The organism is Klebsiella sp. K5-45 (genome assembly GCF_030128605.1).
GTDB classification, from domain to species: domain Bacteria; phylum Pseudomonadota; class Gammaproteobacteria; order Enterobacterales; family Enterobacteriaceae; genus Klebsiella; species Klebsiella quasipneumoniae.
Genome location: NZ_JAKUZW010000005.1, coordinates 191,204 through 205,215, shown reverse-complemented (window position 1 = coordinate 205,215; position 14,012 = coordinate 191,204). Strand labels below are relative to the sequence as shown.

The following is a 14,012-nucleotide window of genomic DNA, read 5'->3' as shown; positions in this document are numbered from 1 at the left end:
TCTCTGAAAAATACTTAAACGCGCCACGGCGTTTTTGAACGGGGTTTGAACGGAGGCTAATACGATGTCAGCACTGCAAGGATTAAAACTTGAGTCAACACTGGTATTTTCTGAATCTGGTGGCGAGGCATGCAGATATGAAATTCTCCAGGATCTTGATACCAATGGGCGCTTTGGCGCTCATATTTATCTTCTCAAATATGTTGAAGGTCATGAGAAAGAAATGCCGTTTAACACAAAGTTAGCGGGAGCGCCTACGACCAGGAAAGTACAGACTTGGGTATTTGCAAAAGGTATTAACTGCGAAAATTGCTCTCTTCTTTCTGAGGCTGAAACCTTCGTTCGTGAGTACCATAACCAAAACTGGCTCAGTATTAGAAGTTCATTACTCCCTCTTTAATATCTTCAAAATACATGGAAAGCGGTTAATCTACTTTCTTCTTTCCCATCATCGACACTGTCCGTCAGTTACCTTTAACGACGGACAGCACCATGCCAAAGCCTGCAACACAACTCGAATTTCTGGCCCTGTGCTTTGAGCTTCCAGACCTGTCGGATGCCAGCACGCCGCTGCCGGAATGGTTGCCGATGATCCCTGCGGGCACATTCACTGGCCGGGATGGCCGTACGTGGGTAAACGACAATCCGCAGGCCATCATTGCCACGTCCTTTCGTTACCCGACGCTGCCGTTTGATGCTGAACATTCCACCGAGCTGCTTGGCCCTAAAGGTGAAGAAGCTCCGGCTTATGCCTGGATTGATGCCATGCGCGTCAACGCCGACGGCAGCATTGACGGTCATATTGAGTGGACGCCTGACGGCGAAGCGCTCGTTCGCGGTAAGAAGTACCGCTATTACAGCCCGGCTTTCCGTCATTTCCCTACCGGTCAGGTCTCGCATCTGTCCAGCGTCGGCCTGACCAACAAACCCAACCTGTATTTACCCGCCCTTAACTCGGAGAACACCATGACTGTACCTGTGCAGATTGCCACGGCGCTGGGTCTGGCTGCTACTGCGTCGATTGACGATGCCGTGTCAGCTATCCAGACAATCAAAAACAGCGAGCAGACAGCGCTGAACCGTGCTCAAAACCCGGACCTGTCGAAGTTCATCCCGCAGGAGACCTACCAGCTGGCGCTGAACCGCGCTCAGACAGCGGAAGAACGCCTGAAGACGCTGGATGAGAAAACGGCTACCGCGCTGGTTGACGATGCCGTGACAGCCGGGAAAGTCGCGCCCGCTAACCGCGATATGTATCTGGCCCTTTGCCGCACTGAAGATGGTCGCCAGAAGTTTGAGGCGTTCGTGAAAACTGCGCAGCCACTGGTTAATCAGGACCCGTCAAAAGGTAAAGAGAACAAGGGGCAGCAGACCACGCTGACCGAAACCGAACTGGCGATGTGTCGCAGCATGGGTCTTACCCAGGAAGAGTTTCTCGCCGCTAAACCGAAACAGGAGCAATAAGAATGCCGCAACCGTCAGCAGAAATCCTGCACGCGCTCACCACCTCCCTGAGCGCAGCTTTTACACGAGGTCTCGCAGGTGTGAATCCGCAGTACCTGCGCATTGCTACCGAAGTGCCGAGCGGCTCCGCGTCAAATACGTATGGCTGGCTTTCGGACTTACCGACCATCAAAGAGTGGGTCAGTGAGCGCCAGTTCGCTCAGTTGTCTCAGTACGGCTACACCATCGCCAACAAGACCTGGGAAAACTCGATCCGCGTCAAGCGTGAAAATATCGAAGATGACCAGATTGGCCAGTACAGTGTCATTGCGCAGGCGTTCGGTCAGCAGGTCGCTGAATTCCCTGACACGCTGAGCTTCCCGCTGCTTGTCGCTGGTTTTTCCACCCTGTGTTTTGACGGCCAGAACTTCTTTGATACCGACCATCCAATGGCGGGCGGCACCTACAGCAACATTGTGGGTGATATCGCAACCGACAAAGGTGAGCCGTGGTTCCTGATTGATGAAAGTCAGGTGCTGAAACCCATCCTTTACCAGAAGCGCCGTGCCTTCAATTTCCAGGCACTGGATGACCTCAGCAGTGACCACACCTTCAAGAACAATGAGTTCCTGTATGGCGTGGATGGTCGCTGCAACGTCGGCTTTGGCTTCTGGCAGACCGCCTGCGGGTCCCGCGCACCGCTGACTGTCGCCAACTATGAAGCGGCGGTGAAGGTGCTGCAGGGCATGAAGCGTGATTCCGGTTCGCCACTGGGTATCCGTCCGACCACGCTGGTTGTGGGTCCGAACAACCGCGCAGCCGCGAAGAAGATCATCGACGCGATGCTGGTCGATGGCGGTAATTCCAACATCTATTACAAGGATGTGGAAATCGTCGACAGCCCGTTTATCACCACCCCGGCGTAATCGCCAGTCTGCGTTTTAAAACCGTTACAGCGGGCGTTAAACCCGCTGTAACCCACCTTTAAAGAGGATGGAACAGTGAGTGGAACGAAAGAAAAAGCAACGGGTAAGCAAAGCGCTAAAGGTCGCGCTGGCAAGGTTTCAGCGCCGGAAGTGGCACAGACTGATGCATCTGACCTGTCGGGAGCTGAACGGTCAGTCACACTGCCAGGGTATTACATTGCGGTGGGTGCGTCCCCCGTCAGCCTGAAGCCTGGCGATGCTGGTGCACCTCCGTCATCTGATGACGTCATTACCCTGACCGGGGACAACGTCAGCATTTCTGCGCCTGTGGTTCACATTTCAGCTGACCACCTTAATACCGTTCAGCGTGAATTAATGAACGTCGTTCTGGCGGCAGATGGTCAGGACAGTGCTGTCACGCCAACCGGACCTGCAACCGACGATGTTGTGGTGCTGGAGGTTCGCGCCAGACATGAGCGCGGGTTCTGGCGCTGTGGTCGTCTCTGGCCGCGCGAGCCGGTGCATGTGTTTGTCAGCGACGATCCCGATGGCGATAACGAGGCAAACGCGCTGGAGGGTGATGTGGTCGTGGAAAGCTTCATCAGCCACGAAACCGCAGAGCGTCTGAAAGCCGAGCCTCATCTGATGGTGACGGTCCTGCAGACGGCAGCGGGGAAAGGCTGATGGGTATTTACATTACCCGTGATGACCTGCTGGCTGCGGACGGGTCGCTGGTCTGGAATATGGCCATCGACAAAGCGACTGACCAGCTCGACGAGACGAAGATAGCCACGGCCATCGAGGATGCCGACGCGGAGATCAACTCGTTTCTGTCAAAGCGCTATCAGTTGCCGCTGAGCATCACCACCGTTCCGCGCCCGCTGCACCGGGTAGCTGTATCCATCGCCATTTACTGGCTGTCCGAGCGCGACAATCAGATCACCGACCTGATTCAGAAGCGCTACGACAGCGCCATCCAGACCCTCAAGGAGATGGCAAACGGCACGCGCGACCTCGGCCTGCCGACTGACACTCCGGCCCCTGAGACAGATAACGGCAGGATGATTGTTGTCTCTGATAACAAACGTCTCTTCACCCGTAACAACCTCAAAGGGGTGCTGTGATGGGGATATCGGTTGAGGTTATCGGTGCTGAGAAGCTGCAGCAGATGCGACTGGCCATCGAGAAACTCGCCGACAGTTCGCTGCAGCAGGAGCTGCTGGAGAGCATCGGGGCCGTCGTGGAATCGCAAACCCGCCGCCGCATCAGCGACGAGAAGACCTCACCGGCAGGCGAACGCTGGGAGGAATGGTCCGGGGGTTACCGTAAGACCCGTAGCGGAAATCAGAGTCTGCTGCAGGGCAACGGCGATCTGCTCGACAGCATCCAGTACATCGTCGAGCGTGGCCGCGTTCGTGTAGGTTCGCCACTCAGCTACAGTGGCGTTCACCAGGACGGTTTTGCTGGTAGCGTCCCGGTCAGCGCCCACAAGCGTCTCATTCATCAGGCGTTTGGCCGGGCGCTGAAGCATCCGGTCTGGCAGACCGTGGGCTCCCATACCCGCCAGATGAATATTCCGCAGCGCGAGTACCTCGGGCTGTCCACCGCAAACAGTGATGAGCTGATGCATGTCATCGGCGACTTCTGGAAAGAGGTATTACCGTGAGCAATGAACGTCCGTCCCTGCTGACCACCGGCTCCACGGTCTCCGCCGCTGAGAACATAGTGGCGTGGCTGAAGCCGGAGTTGCTGAACGAACCTCAGCAAAACAAGCCTGACCGCGTCAGCGTGATTGAACGCCATATCGGCCAGTTCAGCACCCCGGCTGAGGTCAAAACCTGGCTGTCAGATCGTGATGGCTGTATCCGTCTGGCCGCACTCCGGGTGCGCAACATCCGCGCTCAGGCTGGCGGCACTGTCGGCGATATCACCTGGGCGGCGTATGTCATGGCCACCGATGCATGGGGCTATACACGTGATACCCGCTGCGAGGTGCTGGTCGGTAAGCTGGTTCGCCGTATTGTCCAGCGCGGGGCCCCTGACGGCATGAAGGCCGAACGTCTGGCCACCTCCGTCAGCGCCGACAATATCTATTCCGGCGGGCTTAACGATCTGGGGCTGACCATGTGGGCCGTGACGTGGGAACAGGAGTTCCGCCTGGATGATGAGATCGACCTGGCTACCCTCCCTGACTTCCTGCGGCTGGGTGCAACACTGCAGGTCAGCGACGATACCGACCCCATTAAAGGCGTTATTAACGTAAGAGAGCCATAACGATGAAGAAACATATTAAGCCCGCCCGCGCGGGGTTGCAGGTGCGAAAAGCTGATGGACAGCGCCTCAGTCCCGAGGGGGAAACACTCCCCGTGAGCGCGTACTGGTACCGTCGCGAAGCCGAAGGTGATGTTGTTATCACCGGTATCCAGGCTGAATCCGTAACCGAACCGGCGGAAGTCCGCCAGACCCGAACCGCAAAGGAGAAGTGATATGTCGTCACTGGGTAATATTCCTGCTGATATCCGCGTCCCGCTGGTGTACATCGATATTGATAATTCTCAGGCGCTCGACAGCGCCCCGGCGCAGTCGCGCAAAATTATCGTCATTGGCCAGCAGAGTGCGACCGGCACTGCTGCCGTCCTGACGCAAAACCGCATCACCAGCGACGGCACCGCTGACCAGCTTTACGGCAAAGGCTCCATGCTGGCCGGGATGCTTAAAACCCTGCGTAAGGCCAATAGCTATACCGAAGTGTGGGCGATGGGCCTGGCTGATATCGCTGCCGGTGCTGCCGCAAAAGCAGAGCTGGCCATTACTGGCCCGGCCACCGCTGCCGGTACGCTGGCCCTGCTGGTTAACGGTAAATCGGTGCAGGTCGGCGTCAGTGCTGACGATACCGCCGACACTATCGCTCTGGCCGTTATCGCCGCCGTGAATAAACTCCCGGATACACAGGTCATCGCCGCGCTGAAAGCCGCATCAACAACGTCAGTCACCCTGACCACCAACTGGCAAGGCGCGACCGGCAATGCGATGGACGTCCGTCTCAACTACTACACCGGCGAGCAGACACCGGCAGGTGTTGCCGTGGCTGTGACCGCTTTCACCGGCGGCACCGGCACCCCGGATATTGCGGCAGTTGTCGCGGCGCTGGGTGATGACTGGTACACCGATATTGTGTTCCCGTTCAACGATACGCAGAGCCTGAACACCATCCGGGATGAACTGGTCGAACGCTGGGGGCCGCTCAAGATGATTGAGGCGCAGCTCTGGACGGCCTTCCGGGGCACCCATGCCGAAAGCGGCACCTTTGGTGAAACACGCAACGACTGGCTGATTTCCTGCATCGGGACCAACATCTCACCGCAACCGCACTGGCTGTGGGCGGCATCCTACGGCGGCATCGCGTCCTACTATCTGGCCAACGACCCGGCCCGTCCGCTGCAGACGCTGGTGCTGCCGGGCATCCTGCCGCCGGTCAAAACGGTGCGCTGGGATATGCCGGAACGCAACCTGCTGCTGCATGACGGTATCGCCACCCATTACGTGGATGCCAGCGACAACGTCTGCATCGAGCGTGAAATCACGATGTACCGCGTCAACCAGTACGGCGACGCCGATACGTCGTACCTCGACGTGCAGTCACCGGCGACGCTGGGGCGTATCCGCTACGTCATCAAAAACCGGTTCACTACCCGTTACCCGCGTCACAAGCTGGCCGGGGATGATGTGTTCGACCAGCTTGATCCGGGTCAGCCGGTGATGACGCCGAAGATTGCCCGCGCCGAGCTGCTGGATATCGCGCTGACCGAGCTGATCCCTGCGGGTCTGGTTGAGGACTTCGACGACTACAAAGACACGCTGGATGTGTACCTCGACGGCGACGATAAAAACCGCCTGAACTTCATCTGCCACCCGAACCTGGTCAACCAGCTGCGTGTGCTGGCCGGTCTTATCCAGTTCAAACTTTAAGGAGCCTTTATGAGCATTCTGGGTCAGGCGGCCATCCGTATTAATGGCCGCGAAATCAAAACCACAGGTAAGTCCACCCTCAATCCGGGCGGCAAAACACGTACCCAGCATATGGGCGGCGGCAAGGTCTGGGGGCTGGCAGGCAAGATGGCGGGTCCCTCGATCCAGATGACCATCGCTGCTGCAGAGGATGTCGATGTGGTTGAAATCAGTGGCTGGGAGGGGGTTACCGTCATGTTTGAAGGTGATAACGGTCTGACCTACATGATGACCGGCGCGGCGACCGCTGAACCGGCCACGCTGGATGAAGACGCGGGCACCATCAGCGCCAACTTCCTTGGCGAAAAACTGGTGAAGGTGTAAGTCATGGCTGAGATGAACATCACCTTAAAACACGGTTACGTCGCCGGTAAAGGCACTGACGATGAGATCCGCTACAAAGAAGTGACCTTTCGCGAGCTGACATCAAAAGACGTTATCGATGCTCAGCTGGAGGCTGAGCGCGTGGTCATCGGGGAGAACGGCAAGGGCGTGGCGTACTGCTCTGAGGTGCTGATGGGGCTGGCGCTGCTGCGTAAGCAAATCCTTTGGGTGGGTGAAATCCCCGGCCCGTTGTCGCTTAAGCAGCTTTACAACTTCCACCCTGAAGACCTTGAGCTGCTGTCCAGCACCGCGAGCAAAATGGATGACCTCGTGACGGAGACCGCTGGCCGGGGGCGAACTGATGCCGCTGGCGACGGCGCTCAGTAATCTCATCGTCAATTTGTCTCAACGTTTTGATGTGTCCTACCTGCAGCAGTTGCCGCTACGGCAGCTGCTGCGCATGACAGAACAGCTGAGGAAGCAACATGTCAAACCGCCTCACCACTGAAATACTCATTAATCTGTCAGGTAACCTGACCGCAAAAGCCCGCCAGTACGGTGCCAACATGTCCGAGTTCGCCCGCCGCAATGAACGGGCAATGAATGTGGTCAGGGCTACGACTGCAGCTGCTGGCCGTGGGCTGGATGCGCTGGGTAATCGCTACACGGGCATGATTGCGGGGTTTGCTGGCAGCGCCATGTTAAAAGACTTCGCTGCGACTGACCGCCGCATTACCCGTATGGGGCTGGCAGCGGAAAAGACCAAAAAAGAAATGTCCGACATGTTCAGTGGTATACAAGACGCAGCAATAAAATTTCGCGTAGATGATAGCGAGCTGACAGGAGCGATCGAAAAGGTTGGCACTGTGACTGGTGATATAGATTTTGGTAACAGGAATCGTGAAATCATTGCGCCATCACTTGCTGCATCAGGTTCCGACGGCGAAAGCATTGGCGCTCTCTTTGCTCAGTTTCAGAAGTTCAATGTCACTGATGAAAAAGACACCTTAAAGGCAATGGATACGCTGAATCAGCTTGGTAAAGAAGGTGCATTTGAGCTGAAAGATATTGCTGAACGTGGCGTTAAAGCCTTTTCGATGTATGCCGCTGCAGGTGCCACTGGTGTCAAAGCCATTAAAGATGTGGGGGTGGCGCTGGAGAGCGCGGTCGATGCTACCGGTGATACCACCACAGCCTCTACTGCAGTCGAGAACCTGATCCGCGATCTGCAGCTTCCAAAGGTCGTAAAGGAGTTGCGCCGGAACGGCATAAATGTTTTCGGTAAAGACGGAAAAATGCGAGCACTGCCAACACTGATGGAAGAGATTGCAAAAAAATCAGGGAATAAAGGTGCCGAGACCCAAAGTGCCCGCTTGCTGGGGGCCGGGTTTAACCAGGACAGCATCCTCTTGCTGAGCAGCGTGACGTCAGGCAAAGGTGCGGAGAATCTCAAGCGCTACATTGGCGTAGTAGCCGATGGTCAGGGCATTCTGAAAGATGCCGCTTACGCCGCGAAAGATTTCACCTCGGCCATGTCGGCACTTAACACGACCTTGCACAAGTTTGCGAACGGTAATCTAGCGGAGCCGGTGCAGGAGCTGGCGGACGCGATCAACTCGGTCGACCAGAAGACAGTCCAGAACTGGCTGGAAACCGGAAAAAATATCGCCATCGCTGGTGCTGGCATCATCGCCGCCCGCAAGGCATTTCAGATAGGGAAAGGTGCATGGGATCTCTTTGGTGTCGGCAAGGGTAAAGGCATCCCCAAAGGTGTTTCCGACGTCTTTGGCTCCGGTGTGATGCCGGTCTATGTGGTTAACATGGGCGCTGGTGGCATGGGTGGAGCCGGTAACCTGCCGGGCGGAACTGGCGGCGCAGGTGACGGAGCCGGTGCTGGCACAGGTCGTATGGGAAAAGTCTTACGCGGCGTGGGTAAAGTTGCCGCGCCGGTAGTCGGTGCGGCGGCGCTGTATGACGAGCTGGAGACCCAGTATAAACTTCCTGGCCGCATTGACGATCTGACCCGCCAGACCGCAGCAGACAATAACGCCTCACAGGAGGACCGTGATTTTGCTAGCCAGAGCCAGCGCAACCGTCAGTACATGGCCCGGAAGTGGGAGTCTCTGACGAACTGGTTTAATTCCATCGGCAATGATCCACAAATCTCTGACCCGCGGCCGTGGGCTTCAATGCAACCCCAGAATCAACCCGGCTATCCATTCCTGCAGCAGCCTGAGCTGAAAGGCAGTATAGAGGTCTCTGTTAAAGATGATCGGGTTCAGGTGACCAGCGTCAAGGTCAATGCCCCCGGCGTCACCATGAGTGCGTCCAGCGGTGTTCGTAATATGGAGCAGCAGTAATGGCCACTCAATGGGAAGACCTCCGCGATGCCTCATTCCGGGGCGTACCTTTCTTTTTCCGCGACGTCGAGGGGACTGGCGGTCGCCGCGCTATCCCTCACGCTTACCCTAAAAAAGAAGTGGGCTGGACGGAAGACCACGGCGCGGTGCTGACCCAGCAGCAGATTAACGCAATCCTGCTCGGCAGCGACTACACCGACCAGCTTAACCGCCTGCTGGCGGCGCTTAATACTGCCGGGCCCGGAGAACTCGTGCATCCGTGGTTCGGCGTGCAGAAGGTTCAGGTGGGCCGCGTCACGCATCGCCTTTCCACTGAGGAAGGCGGCATTGCCTACGTTTCCTTTGAGGTGTACGAGGCTGGCGAGCAGCTGTTCCCGTCCGGCACCGAAGACACCAGCGCCACCACGCTCAGTGCGGCGGACAAGGTCAAGGAAGCGCTGGCCAGCGGTGATTATTTCGCGGCGCTTGATGGCGTCGGCAGTATGGTTGACACCCTTCTGGAGGACATGGAGGGCTTTGTCACAAGCCTGCCGACCCTGCCGGATGCGCTCAGCGAGTGGATGGACCGCCTCAACCGGTTTAAGGACCTCGCCGGTATTGTGGCCGCCGCTCCGGGTGAAATGATCCGCGATATCACCGGCCTCATCAGCGATATGAAAGACCTCGTATCTGAGCCGCCGTTCGCCCTGCGGGTCTATGACCAGCTGCGTGATAAGTGGGAAGGCGACCGGGCAGCGCAGTCTGCAACCAAATCCCTTGTCGATAACATCAGCGTGAATACTGATACCGGCTTTGCCAGCAGCGTCACACCGGCATCGACACCGGAGACCACGGCAGCGATGGAGACCAACATCGTAGACTTCCGCCGTCTGGTCATTATCTCCACGCTGGTCGCTCAGGCTGAAGCGGTGGCCACCGCGACCTTCGAGACCGGTCAGGATGCGCAGAATACCGGCGACCAGCTGGCGGAGCGTCTCGGCGAGACCGCTGCGGAAGCCGTCGAAAGTGGCCTCCGTGAATTGTGGCGCTCCCTTCGCGAGCTGCGGTTCGCGGTGGTGAATGATGTGCGTATCCGCAGCATCCAGTTGCCGGAACTACGCCGCGTAACGCCTGCCCGGACAGTACCGGTGATGCTGCTGGCCTACCGCGAGACCGGCGACGCGGAGAACCGGGATGAACTGGTGACCCGCAACCGACTGCGTTATCCCTCTTTTATTACACCTTCACAGACGATTGAGATCATCAGCAATGACTGAAGAGTTAACCCTGAACGTTGACGGCAAGGTCTGGGGCGGCTGGACGGACATGACCATTAACCGCTCACTGGAGTCTGTGGCGGGCGAGTTCGACCTGACAGTTACTGCCCGATGGTCATCTGCCACGCCGCGCTCTATCAAGCCAGGTCAGTCCTGCACGGTCTCCATCGGCAGTGACCGCGTCATGACCGGCTACATTGACGGCTTCATTCCCAGCTATGACGCGGAGAACGTCTCCCTGCGCGTGATGGGCCGCGACAAAACCGGCGATCTGGTGGACAGCTCGGTGGTCGATAAGTCCGGCCAGTGGAAAGGTCAGAAACTGGAACAGCTGGCGGCCACCATCTGCAAGCCCTACGGCATTGAGGTGGTTAACGAGACCGACACCGGCGATGCCTTTGGCAGCATCACCCTCGAACAGGGTGAAACCGGCTTTGAACTGCTCGACCGTCTGGCCAAACAGCGCGGCGTTCTGGTGACTTCAGACGCTTACGGTCGGCTGGTTATCACCCGCGCATCCACGCTACGGGCCGGAGTGACACTCACTCTCGGCGACAATATTCTGGCTGCACGTGGACGCTTCAGCTGGCGCGAACGTGCCAGCCAGTACATCGTCAAGGGCTCCGCCAGCGCGGGCGGTTCAACATGGGACGACCAGCCGGTGAAGATGATCGGCGGCCGCCAGACGGTAGTCAGCGACCCGGAGATCACCCGCTATCGTCCGAAGATTCTGGTCAATGAAGACAGCCTGACGGTCGGCGGTGCCAGCGCCCGTGGTGAGTGGCATAAGGCGTATGTGCTGGGCGAATCCAACACTACTGAAATCACCGTGGCAGGCTGGCGGGAGAATGGCATCAGCGGGCCGCTGTGGCAGACCAACCGACTGGTGAAGGTAACCGACGCCATTCAGCAGCTCGATGTTACCTGGCTGATTAAAACTGTCTCCTTTATGGAAGGTGACGGCGGTCGTCTGACGGTACTGACCCTGGCCCCGCCTGAGTCGCTGGACATGCCGTCCCAGAAGGCTAAAGCGAAAGGGAAAAAAGCGAAGTCGAAAACGACCGTGGGGGCAACATGGGACTGAAAGACGCTAATATCGGGCGCTCATTTGCAGAGCTTGGCCGACGTCTGCGCCTGATGGTGGACCGGGCGCTGGTGCGCATTGTGACGGACAGCCTCGGTCGGCAGAACCTGCAGGTACAGTCGCTGGCCGATGAGACCAATGACGACGTCGAGCGCTTCCAGAACTATGGCTTTTCCAGCGTCCCGCCTGCAGGCTCCGAGGCGATTGTCGTTGCTGTCGGTGGCCGTCGCGGCGGTATGGTGGCCATCGCCGTCGAGGATAAAGGGAGTCGCCCTCGTGGTGGCGAAGTCGGCGACGTTATTCTTTATCATCAGGAAGGCCATATTATTCGCCTGAAAAAGAATGGCGTGATTGAAATAACAGGGAAGACGGTAAATGTGGTTGCCGAAGAGAGCTGTGACATTATCGGTAAACAGATAAATATCACCGGCCCCACTTCTTTCAGTGAAGATATTCAGGTTAAGGGAAAATCTTTCCTTGGCCATATTCATAAGGATGGCGACGGTGAAAACACGACTGAACCCTTATGACCATCAGAATAAACTGGCACCTGCCCGCTGGCGGCGACATCGAGATTGAACACAATGGCCTTTCGTTTGACGAGGGCCTTGTTTCTTTGGTGTATATCTGCCTGTTTACTGATGCGCGGGCAGATACCAGCGACGAGATACCCGACGGCACTGATGACCGTCGCGGCTGGTGCGGTAATTCCTTCAGTGATTTCGAATGGGGCTCAAAGCTTTGGCTGATTGACCGTGAAAAGCTGACGGAAGAGGTCAGGCTCCGCGCGGAGAATTATGCCCGTCTGGCCATGCAGCCATTATTACGTTACGGCTATGCGCGAAATGCGCAGGTGATTGCCACTATCCCCCGGATTAACTGGCTGGCATTAACCATTATTCTCACCCGCCCGGATAAAACCGAGTTAACCGTCGAAATAAAGAAACGCTGGGAGGCGGTAGAAAATGGCTACATTTAATGTCCCGACGCTCCGCCAGCTTATTCGTGCCGGTATTCAGGATTTAGAGATTGAACTCGACCAGGAATTACCGATTGTCGGCGTTGAACGCGCATTAAATACCGCTTTCAGCGGCGCTTTACGCGACGTCTACGATTATCAGACGTGGATTAAAAACCAGATTATCCCGTCAGAGCAGTCCGCCGACGAAACCATTATTGATACCGCCCGCTATGAGGGCGTGATACGTAAAGCCGCATCCTATGCCAGCGGCCCTGTCACCTTTACCGGCACAAAGCCGCTGCCGCTCGATACGGAGATGCAGACGCAGGACGGCGTACGCTACCACGTCACCGCCACCAGTGACCCGTCAGCGGGCAAAATCACCGTCACCGTGCAGGCTGACGAGACGGGCCTCAGCGGCAACCTGTCGGCGGGCGACGTCCTGACTCTGATTTCCCCAGTGGCCGGGGTTAACAGCGATGGCGTGGTGGCGGATGCCGGTATCTCCGGAGGCGCGGACGTCGAGTCTGTGGCCGAGCTGCTGACCCGTCTGCTGTACCGCAAGCGCAACCCGCCCACCGGCGGCGCACTGCATGATTACGTTATCTGGGCCACCGAACTGCCGGGCATCAGCCGGGCATGGGCCTTTGACTGCTGGCACGGGCTGGGTACGGTGGGCCTTGCGTGGGTCTACGACCAGCGCACTGACATTATCCCGACCGGTACCGACCGCGAGGCGATGCAGGCGTACCTTTTCCGTCATCAGGACCCGGCAACCGGAACTTATGTCGGCAAACCCGGCGGCATTGAGGTCTGGCCCATTCCCCTGACGCTCAAGCCGGTGCCGCTGACCATCCGCATCATTCCCGATACTGCGGCCATCCGTTCTGCAGTCACCCTGAGCCTGCAGGCGCTGTTCCGCTCGGTCTCGCCGGGCGACACGCTGCTGCTCTCCGCCATCCGAACGGCCATCGGCTCATCGACGGGGGTCACGGATTACGAGCTGGACCTCACCACCAATCAGGCCAGTGAGAACTACGAGCTGCTGACGCTGGGGGCTGTCACATGGCGCATCGTGTAGAGGACTGGCAGGACGTTCTGCAGCAGCTGATGCCGCGCGGTAAAGCGTGGCCACGCGACCAGACGGCGGCGCTGACGTCACTGCTCCGGGGCTTCAGTTCCCGCCTGCAGCTGGCGGAGGCGAACGCGGATTTGCTGGTCACCGAAATGCGCCCGGAGACCACTGAGCTGCTGCTGTCCGACTGGGAAGACTATCTCGGACTGCCGGACTGTAACGCTATCCCGGATGGCTTCGACCGCCGTCGTGACGCCGTGGTGGAGAAGTATCACCGCAAGGGCGGACTAGCCACCTGGCAGATTGAGCAGGCCGTAAAGGATGCGCTGGGCTTCACCATTCAGGTAACCGAAATCCTGCCGCATCACGTCATGCGCGACATCATGTATCCGATTTATTCCCACAAATACCGCTACCTGCTGCAGGTGACGGTCACGGATATGCCGATGATCCGCTTTCGCAGTATCAGCAACGTCCTGACGCCGTTAATCAGCCTGCAGGCGCAGATACTGGAATGTTTTTTACGTCGTTACCGGCTCGCTGGCCACGATTATGATTTTCTTTATGAGGTTTAA

At 57.6% G+C, this 14,012-nt stretch carries 18 protein-coding genes; all 18 read left to right on the top strand.

Annotated features, from left to right (window positions below; genetic code table 11):
* Window positions 1–64: 64 nt before the first annotated feature.
* Entirely contained in the window at window positions 65–400 is a 336-nt protein-coding gene (locus MKS11_RS12460; protein ID WP_142490217.1) for a hypothetical protein, read from the top strand.
* Between the two features lie 92 nt (window positions 401–492).
* Window positions 493–1,464, top strand: a complete 972-nt coding sequence (locus tag MKS11_RS12455) for a phage protease (RefSeq protein ID WP_064182413.1) — start codon at window positions 493–495, stop codon at window positions 1,462–1,464.
* A gap of 2 nt (window positions 1,465–1,466) precedes the next feature.
* On the top strand, window positions 1,467–2,369 hold the full coding sequence (locus MKS11_RS12450; RefSeq protein WP_064182414.1) for a Mu-like prophage major head subunit gpT family protein: 903 nt from the start codon (window positions 1,467–1,469) through the stop codon (window positions 2,367–2,369).
* A gap of 75 nt (window positions 2,370–2,444) precedes the next feature.
* Window positions 2,445–3,053 (top strand): hypothetical protein, encoded by a 609-nt coding sequence (locus tag MKS11_RS12445; protein WP_227633957.1) that lies wholly within the window; start codon window positions 2,445–2,447, stop codon window positions 3,051–3,053.
* Window positions 3,053–3,493, top strand: a complete 441-nt coding sequence (locus tag MKS11_RS12440; RefSeq protein ID WP_196942180.1) for a gp436 family protein — start codon at window positions 3,053–3,055, stop codon at window positions 3,491–3,493. Before MKS11_RS12445 ends, MKS11_RS12440 begins: the two co-directional genes overlap by 1 nt.
* A complete protein-coding gene (locus MKS11_RS12435; RefSeq protein ID WP_196942193.1) occupies window positions 3,493–4,035 on the top strand; it encodes a phage virion morphogenesis protein in 543 nt (180 codons plus the stop codon). The genes MKS11_RS12440 and MKS11_RS12435 overlap by 1 nt, the downstream gene beginning before the upstream one ends.
* Complete coding sequence (locus MKS11_RS12430) at window positions 4,032–4,643, top strand: hypothetical protein (protein WP_196942179.1); 612 nt, start codon at window positions 4,032–4,034, stop codon at window positions 4,641–4,643. The genes MKS11_RS12435 and MKS11_RS12430 overlap by 4 nt, the downstream gene beginning before the upstream one ends.
* 2 nt (window positions 4,644–4,645) lie before the next feature.
* On the top strand, window positions 4,646–4,855 hold the full coding sequence (locus MKS11_RS12425; protein ID WP_085838927.1) for a DUF2635 domain-containing protein: 210 nt from the start codon (window positions 4,646–4,648) through the stop codon (window positions 4,853–4,855).
* Window position 4,856: 1 nt separating this feature from the next.
* Window positions 4,857–6,338: a phage tail sheath subtilisin-like domain-containing protein gene (locus tag MKS11_RS12420; RefSeq protein ID WP_284109554.1), complete on the top strand. Its 1,482-nt coding sequence runs from the start codon at window positions 4,857–4,859 to the stop codon at window positions 6,336–6,338.
* Between the two features lie 9 nt (window positions 6,339–6,347).
* Window positions 6,348–6,701, top strand: a complete 354-nt coding sequence (locus MKS11_RS12415; RefSeq protein WP_049138388.1) for a phage tail tube protein — start codon at window positions 6,348–6,350, stop codon at window positions 6,699–6,701.
* Window positions 6,702–6,704: 3 nt separating this feature from the next.
* Window positions 6,705–7,088 (top strand): phage tail assembly protein, encoded by a 384-nt coding sequence (locus MKS11_RS12410; RefSeq protein WP_196942177.1) that lies wholly within the window; start codon window positions 6,705–6,707, stop codon window positions 7,086–7,088.
* A 98-nt stretch (window positions 7,089–7,186) separates the two neighbouring features.
* Complete coding sequence (locus tag MKS11_RS12405) at window positions 7,187–9,061, top strand: phage tail tape measure protein (RefSeq protein WP_196942176.1); 1,875 nt, start codon at window positions 7,187–7,189, stop codon at window positions 9,059–9,061.
* Window positions 9,061–10,317 (top strand): DNA circularization protein, encoded by a 1,257-nt coding sequence (locus tag MKS11_RS12400; RefSeq protein WP_196942175.1) that lies wholly within the window; start codon window positions 9,061–9,063, stop codon window positions 10,315–10,317. The genes MKS11_RS12405 and MKS11_RS12400 overlap by 1 nt, the downstream gene beginning before the upstream one ends.
* Window positions 10,310–11,401: a phage baseplate assembly protein gene (locus MKS11_RS12395; RefSeq protein WP_284109553.1), complete on the top strand. Its 1,092-nt coding sequence runs from the start codon at window positions 10,310–10,312 to the stop codon at window positions 11,399–11,401. The genes MKS11_RS12400 and MKS11_RS12395 overlap by 8 nt, the downstream gene beginning before the upstream one ends.
* Window positions 11,392–11,931, top strand: a complete 540-nt coding sequence (locus MKS11_RS12390; RefSeq protein WP_196942174.1) for a phage baseplate assembly protein V — start codon at window positions 11,392–11,394, stop codon at window positions 11,929–11,931. Before MKS11_RS12395 ends, MKS11_RS12390 begins: the two co-directional genes overlap by 10 nt.
* Window positions 11,928–12,380 carry a phage GP46 family protein gene (locus tag MKS11_RS12385; RefSeq protein ID WP_019704449.1) on the top strand — a complete coding sequence of 151 codons (453 nt, stop codon included), beginning with the start codon at window positions 11,928–11,930 and terminating at the stop codon, window positions 12,378–12,380. The genes MKS11_RS12390 and MKS11_RS12385 overlap by 4 nt, the downstream gene beginning before the upstream one ends.
* Window positions 12,367–13,443, top strand: coding sequence for a baseplate J/gp47 family protein (locus MKS11_RS12380; RefSeq protein WP_284109552.1), 1,077 nt, complete (start codon window positions 12,367–12,369; stop codon window positions 13,441–13,443). Before MKS11_RS12385 ends, MKS11_RS12380 begins: the two co-directional genes overlap by 14 nt.
* A complete protein-coding gene (locus tag MKS11_RS12375; RefSeq protein ID WP_070544457.1) occupies window positions 13,428–14,012 on the top strand; it encodes a YmfQ family protein in 585 nt (194 codons plus the stop codon). Before MKS11_RS12380 ends, MKS11_RS12375 begins: the two co-directional genes overlap by 16 nt.

Excerpts from the sequence above, each read along its gene's own strand:
- MKS11_RS12460 (WP_142490217.1), top strand. The coding sequence starts at position 65 with ATGTCAGCACTGCAAGGATTAAAACTTGAGTCAACACTGGTATTTTCT.
- MKS11_RS12455 (WP_064182413.1), top strand. The coding sequence starts at position 493 with ATGCCAAAGCCTGCAACACAACTCGAATTTCTGGCCCTGTGCTTTGAG.
- MKS11_RS12450 (WP_064182414.1), top strand. The coding sequence starts at position 1,467 with ATGCCGCAACCGTCAGCAGAAATCCTGCACGCGCTCACCACCTCCCTG.
- MKS11_RS12440 (WP_196942180.1), top strand. The coding sequence starts at position 3,053 with ATGGGTATTTACATTACCCGTGATGACCTGCTGGCTGCGGACGGGTCG.
- MKS11_RS12435 (WP_196942193.1), top strand. The coding sequence starts at position 3,493 with ATGGGGATATCGGTTGAGGTTATCGGTGCTGAGAAGCTGCAGCAGATG.
- MKS11_RS12425 (WP_085838927.1), top strand. The coding sequence starts at position 4,646 with ATGAAGAAACATATTAAGCCCGCCCGCGCGGGGTTGCAGGTGCGAAAA.
- MKS11_RS12420 (WP_284109554.1), top strand. The coding sequence starts at position 4,857 with ATGTCGTCACTGGGTAATATTCCTGCTGATATCCGCGTCCCGCTGGTG.
- MKS11_RS12415 (WP_049138388.1), top strand. The coding sequence starts at position 6,348 with ATGAGCATTCTGGGTCAGGCGGCCATCCGTATTAATGGCCGCGAAATC.
- MKS11_RS12410 (WP_196942177.1), top strand. The coding sequence starts at position 6,705 with ATGGCTGAGATGAACATCACCTTAAAACACGGTTACGTCGCCGGTAAA.
- MKS11_RS12405 (WP_196942176.1), top strand. The coding sequence starts at position 7,187 with ATGTCAAACCGCCTCACCACTGAAATACTCATTAATCTGTCAGGTAAC.
- MKS11_RS12400 (WP_196942175.1), top strand. The coding sequence starts at position 9,061 with ATGGCCACTCAATGGGAAGACCTCCGCGATGCCTCATTCCGGGGCGTA.
- MKS11_RS12395 (WP_284109553.1), top strand. The coding sequence starts at position 10,310 with ATGACTGAAGAGTTAACCCTGAACGTTGACGGCAAGGTCTGGGGCGGC.
- MKS11_RS12390 (WP_196942174.1), top strand. The coding sequence starts at position 11,392 with ATGGGACTGAAAGACGCTAATATCGGGCGCTCATTTGCAGAGCTTGGC.
- MKS11_RS12385 (WP_019704449.1), top strand. The coding sequence starts at position 11,928 with ATGACCATCAGAATAAACTGGCACCTGCCCGCTGGCGGCGACATCGAG.
- MKS11_RS12380 (WP_284109552.1), top strand. The coding sequence starts at position 12,367 with ATGGCTACATTTAATGTCCCGACGCTCCGCCAGCTTATTCGTGCCGGT.
- MKS11_RS12375 (WP_070544457.1), top strand. The coding sequence starts at position 13,428 with ATGGCGCATCGTGTAGAGGACTGGCAGGACGTTCTGCAGCAGCTGATG.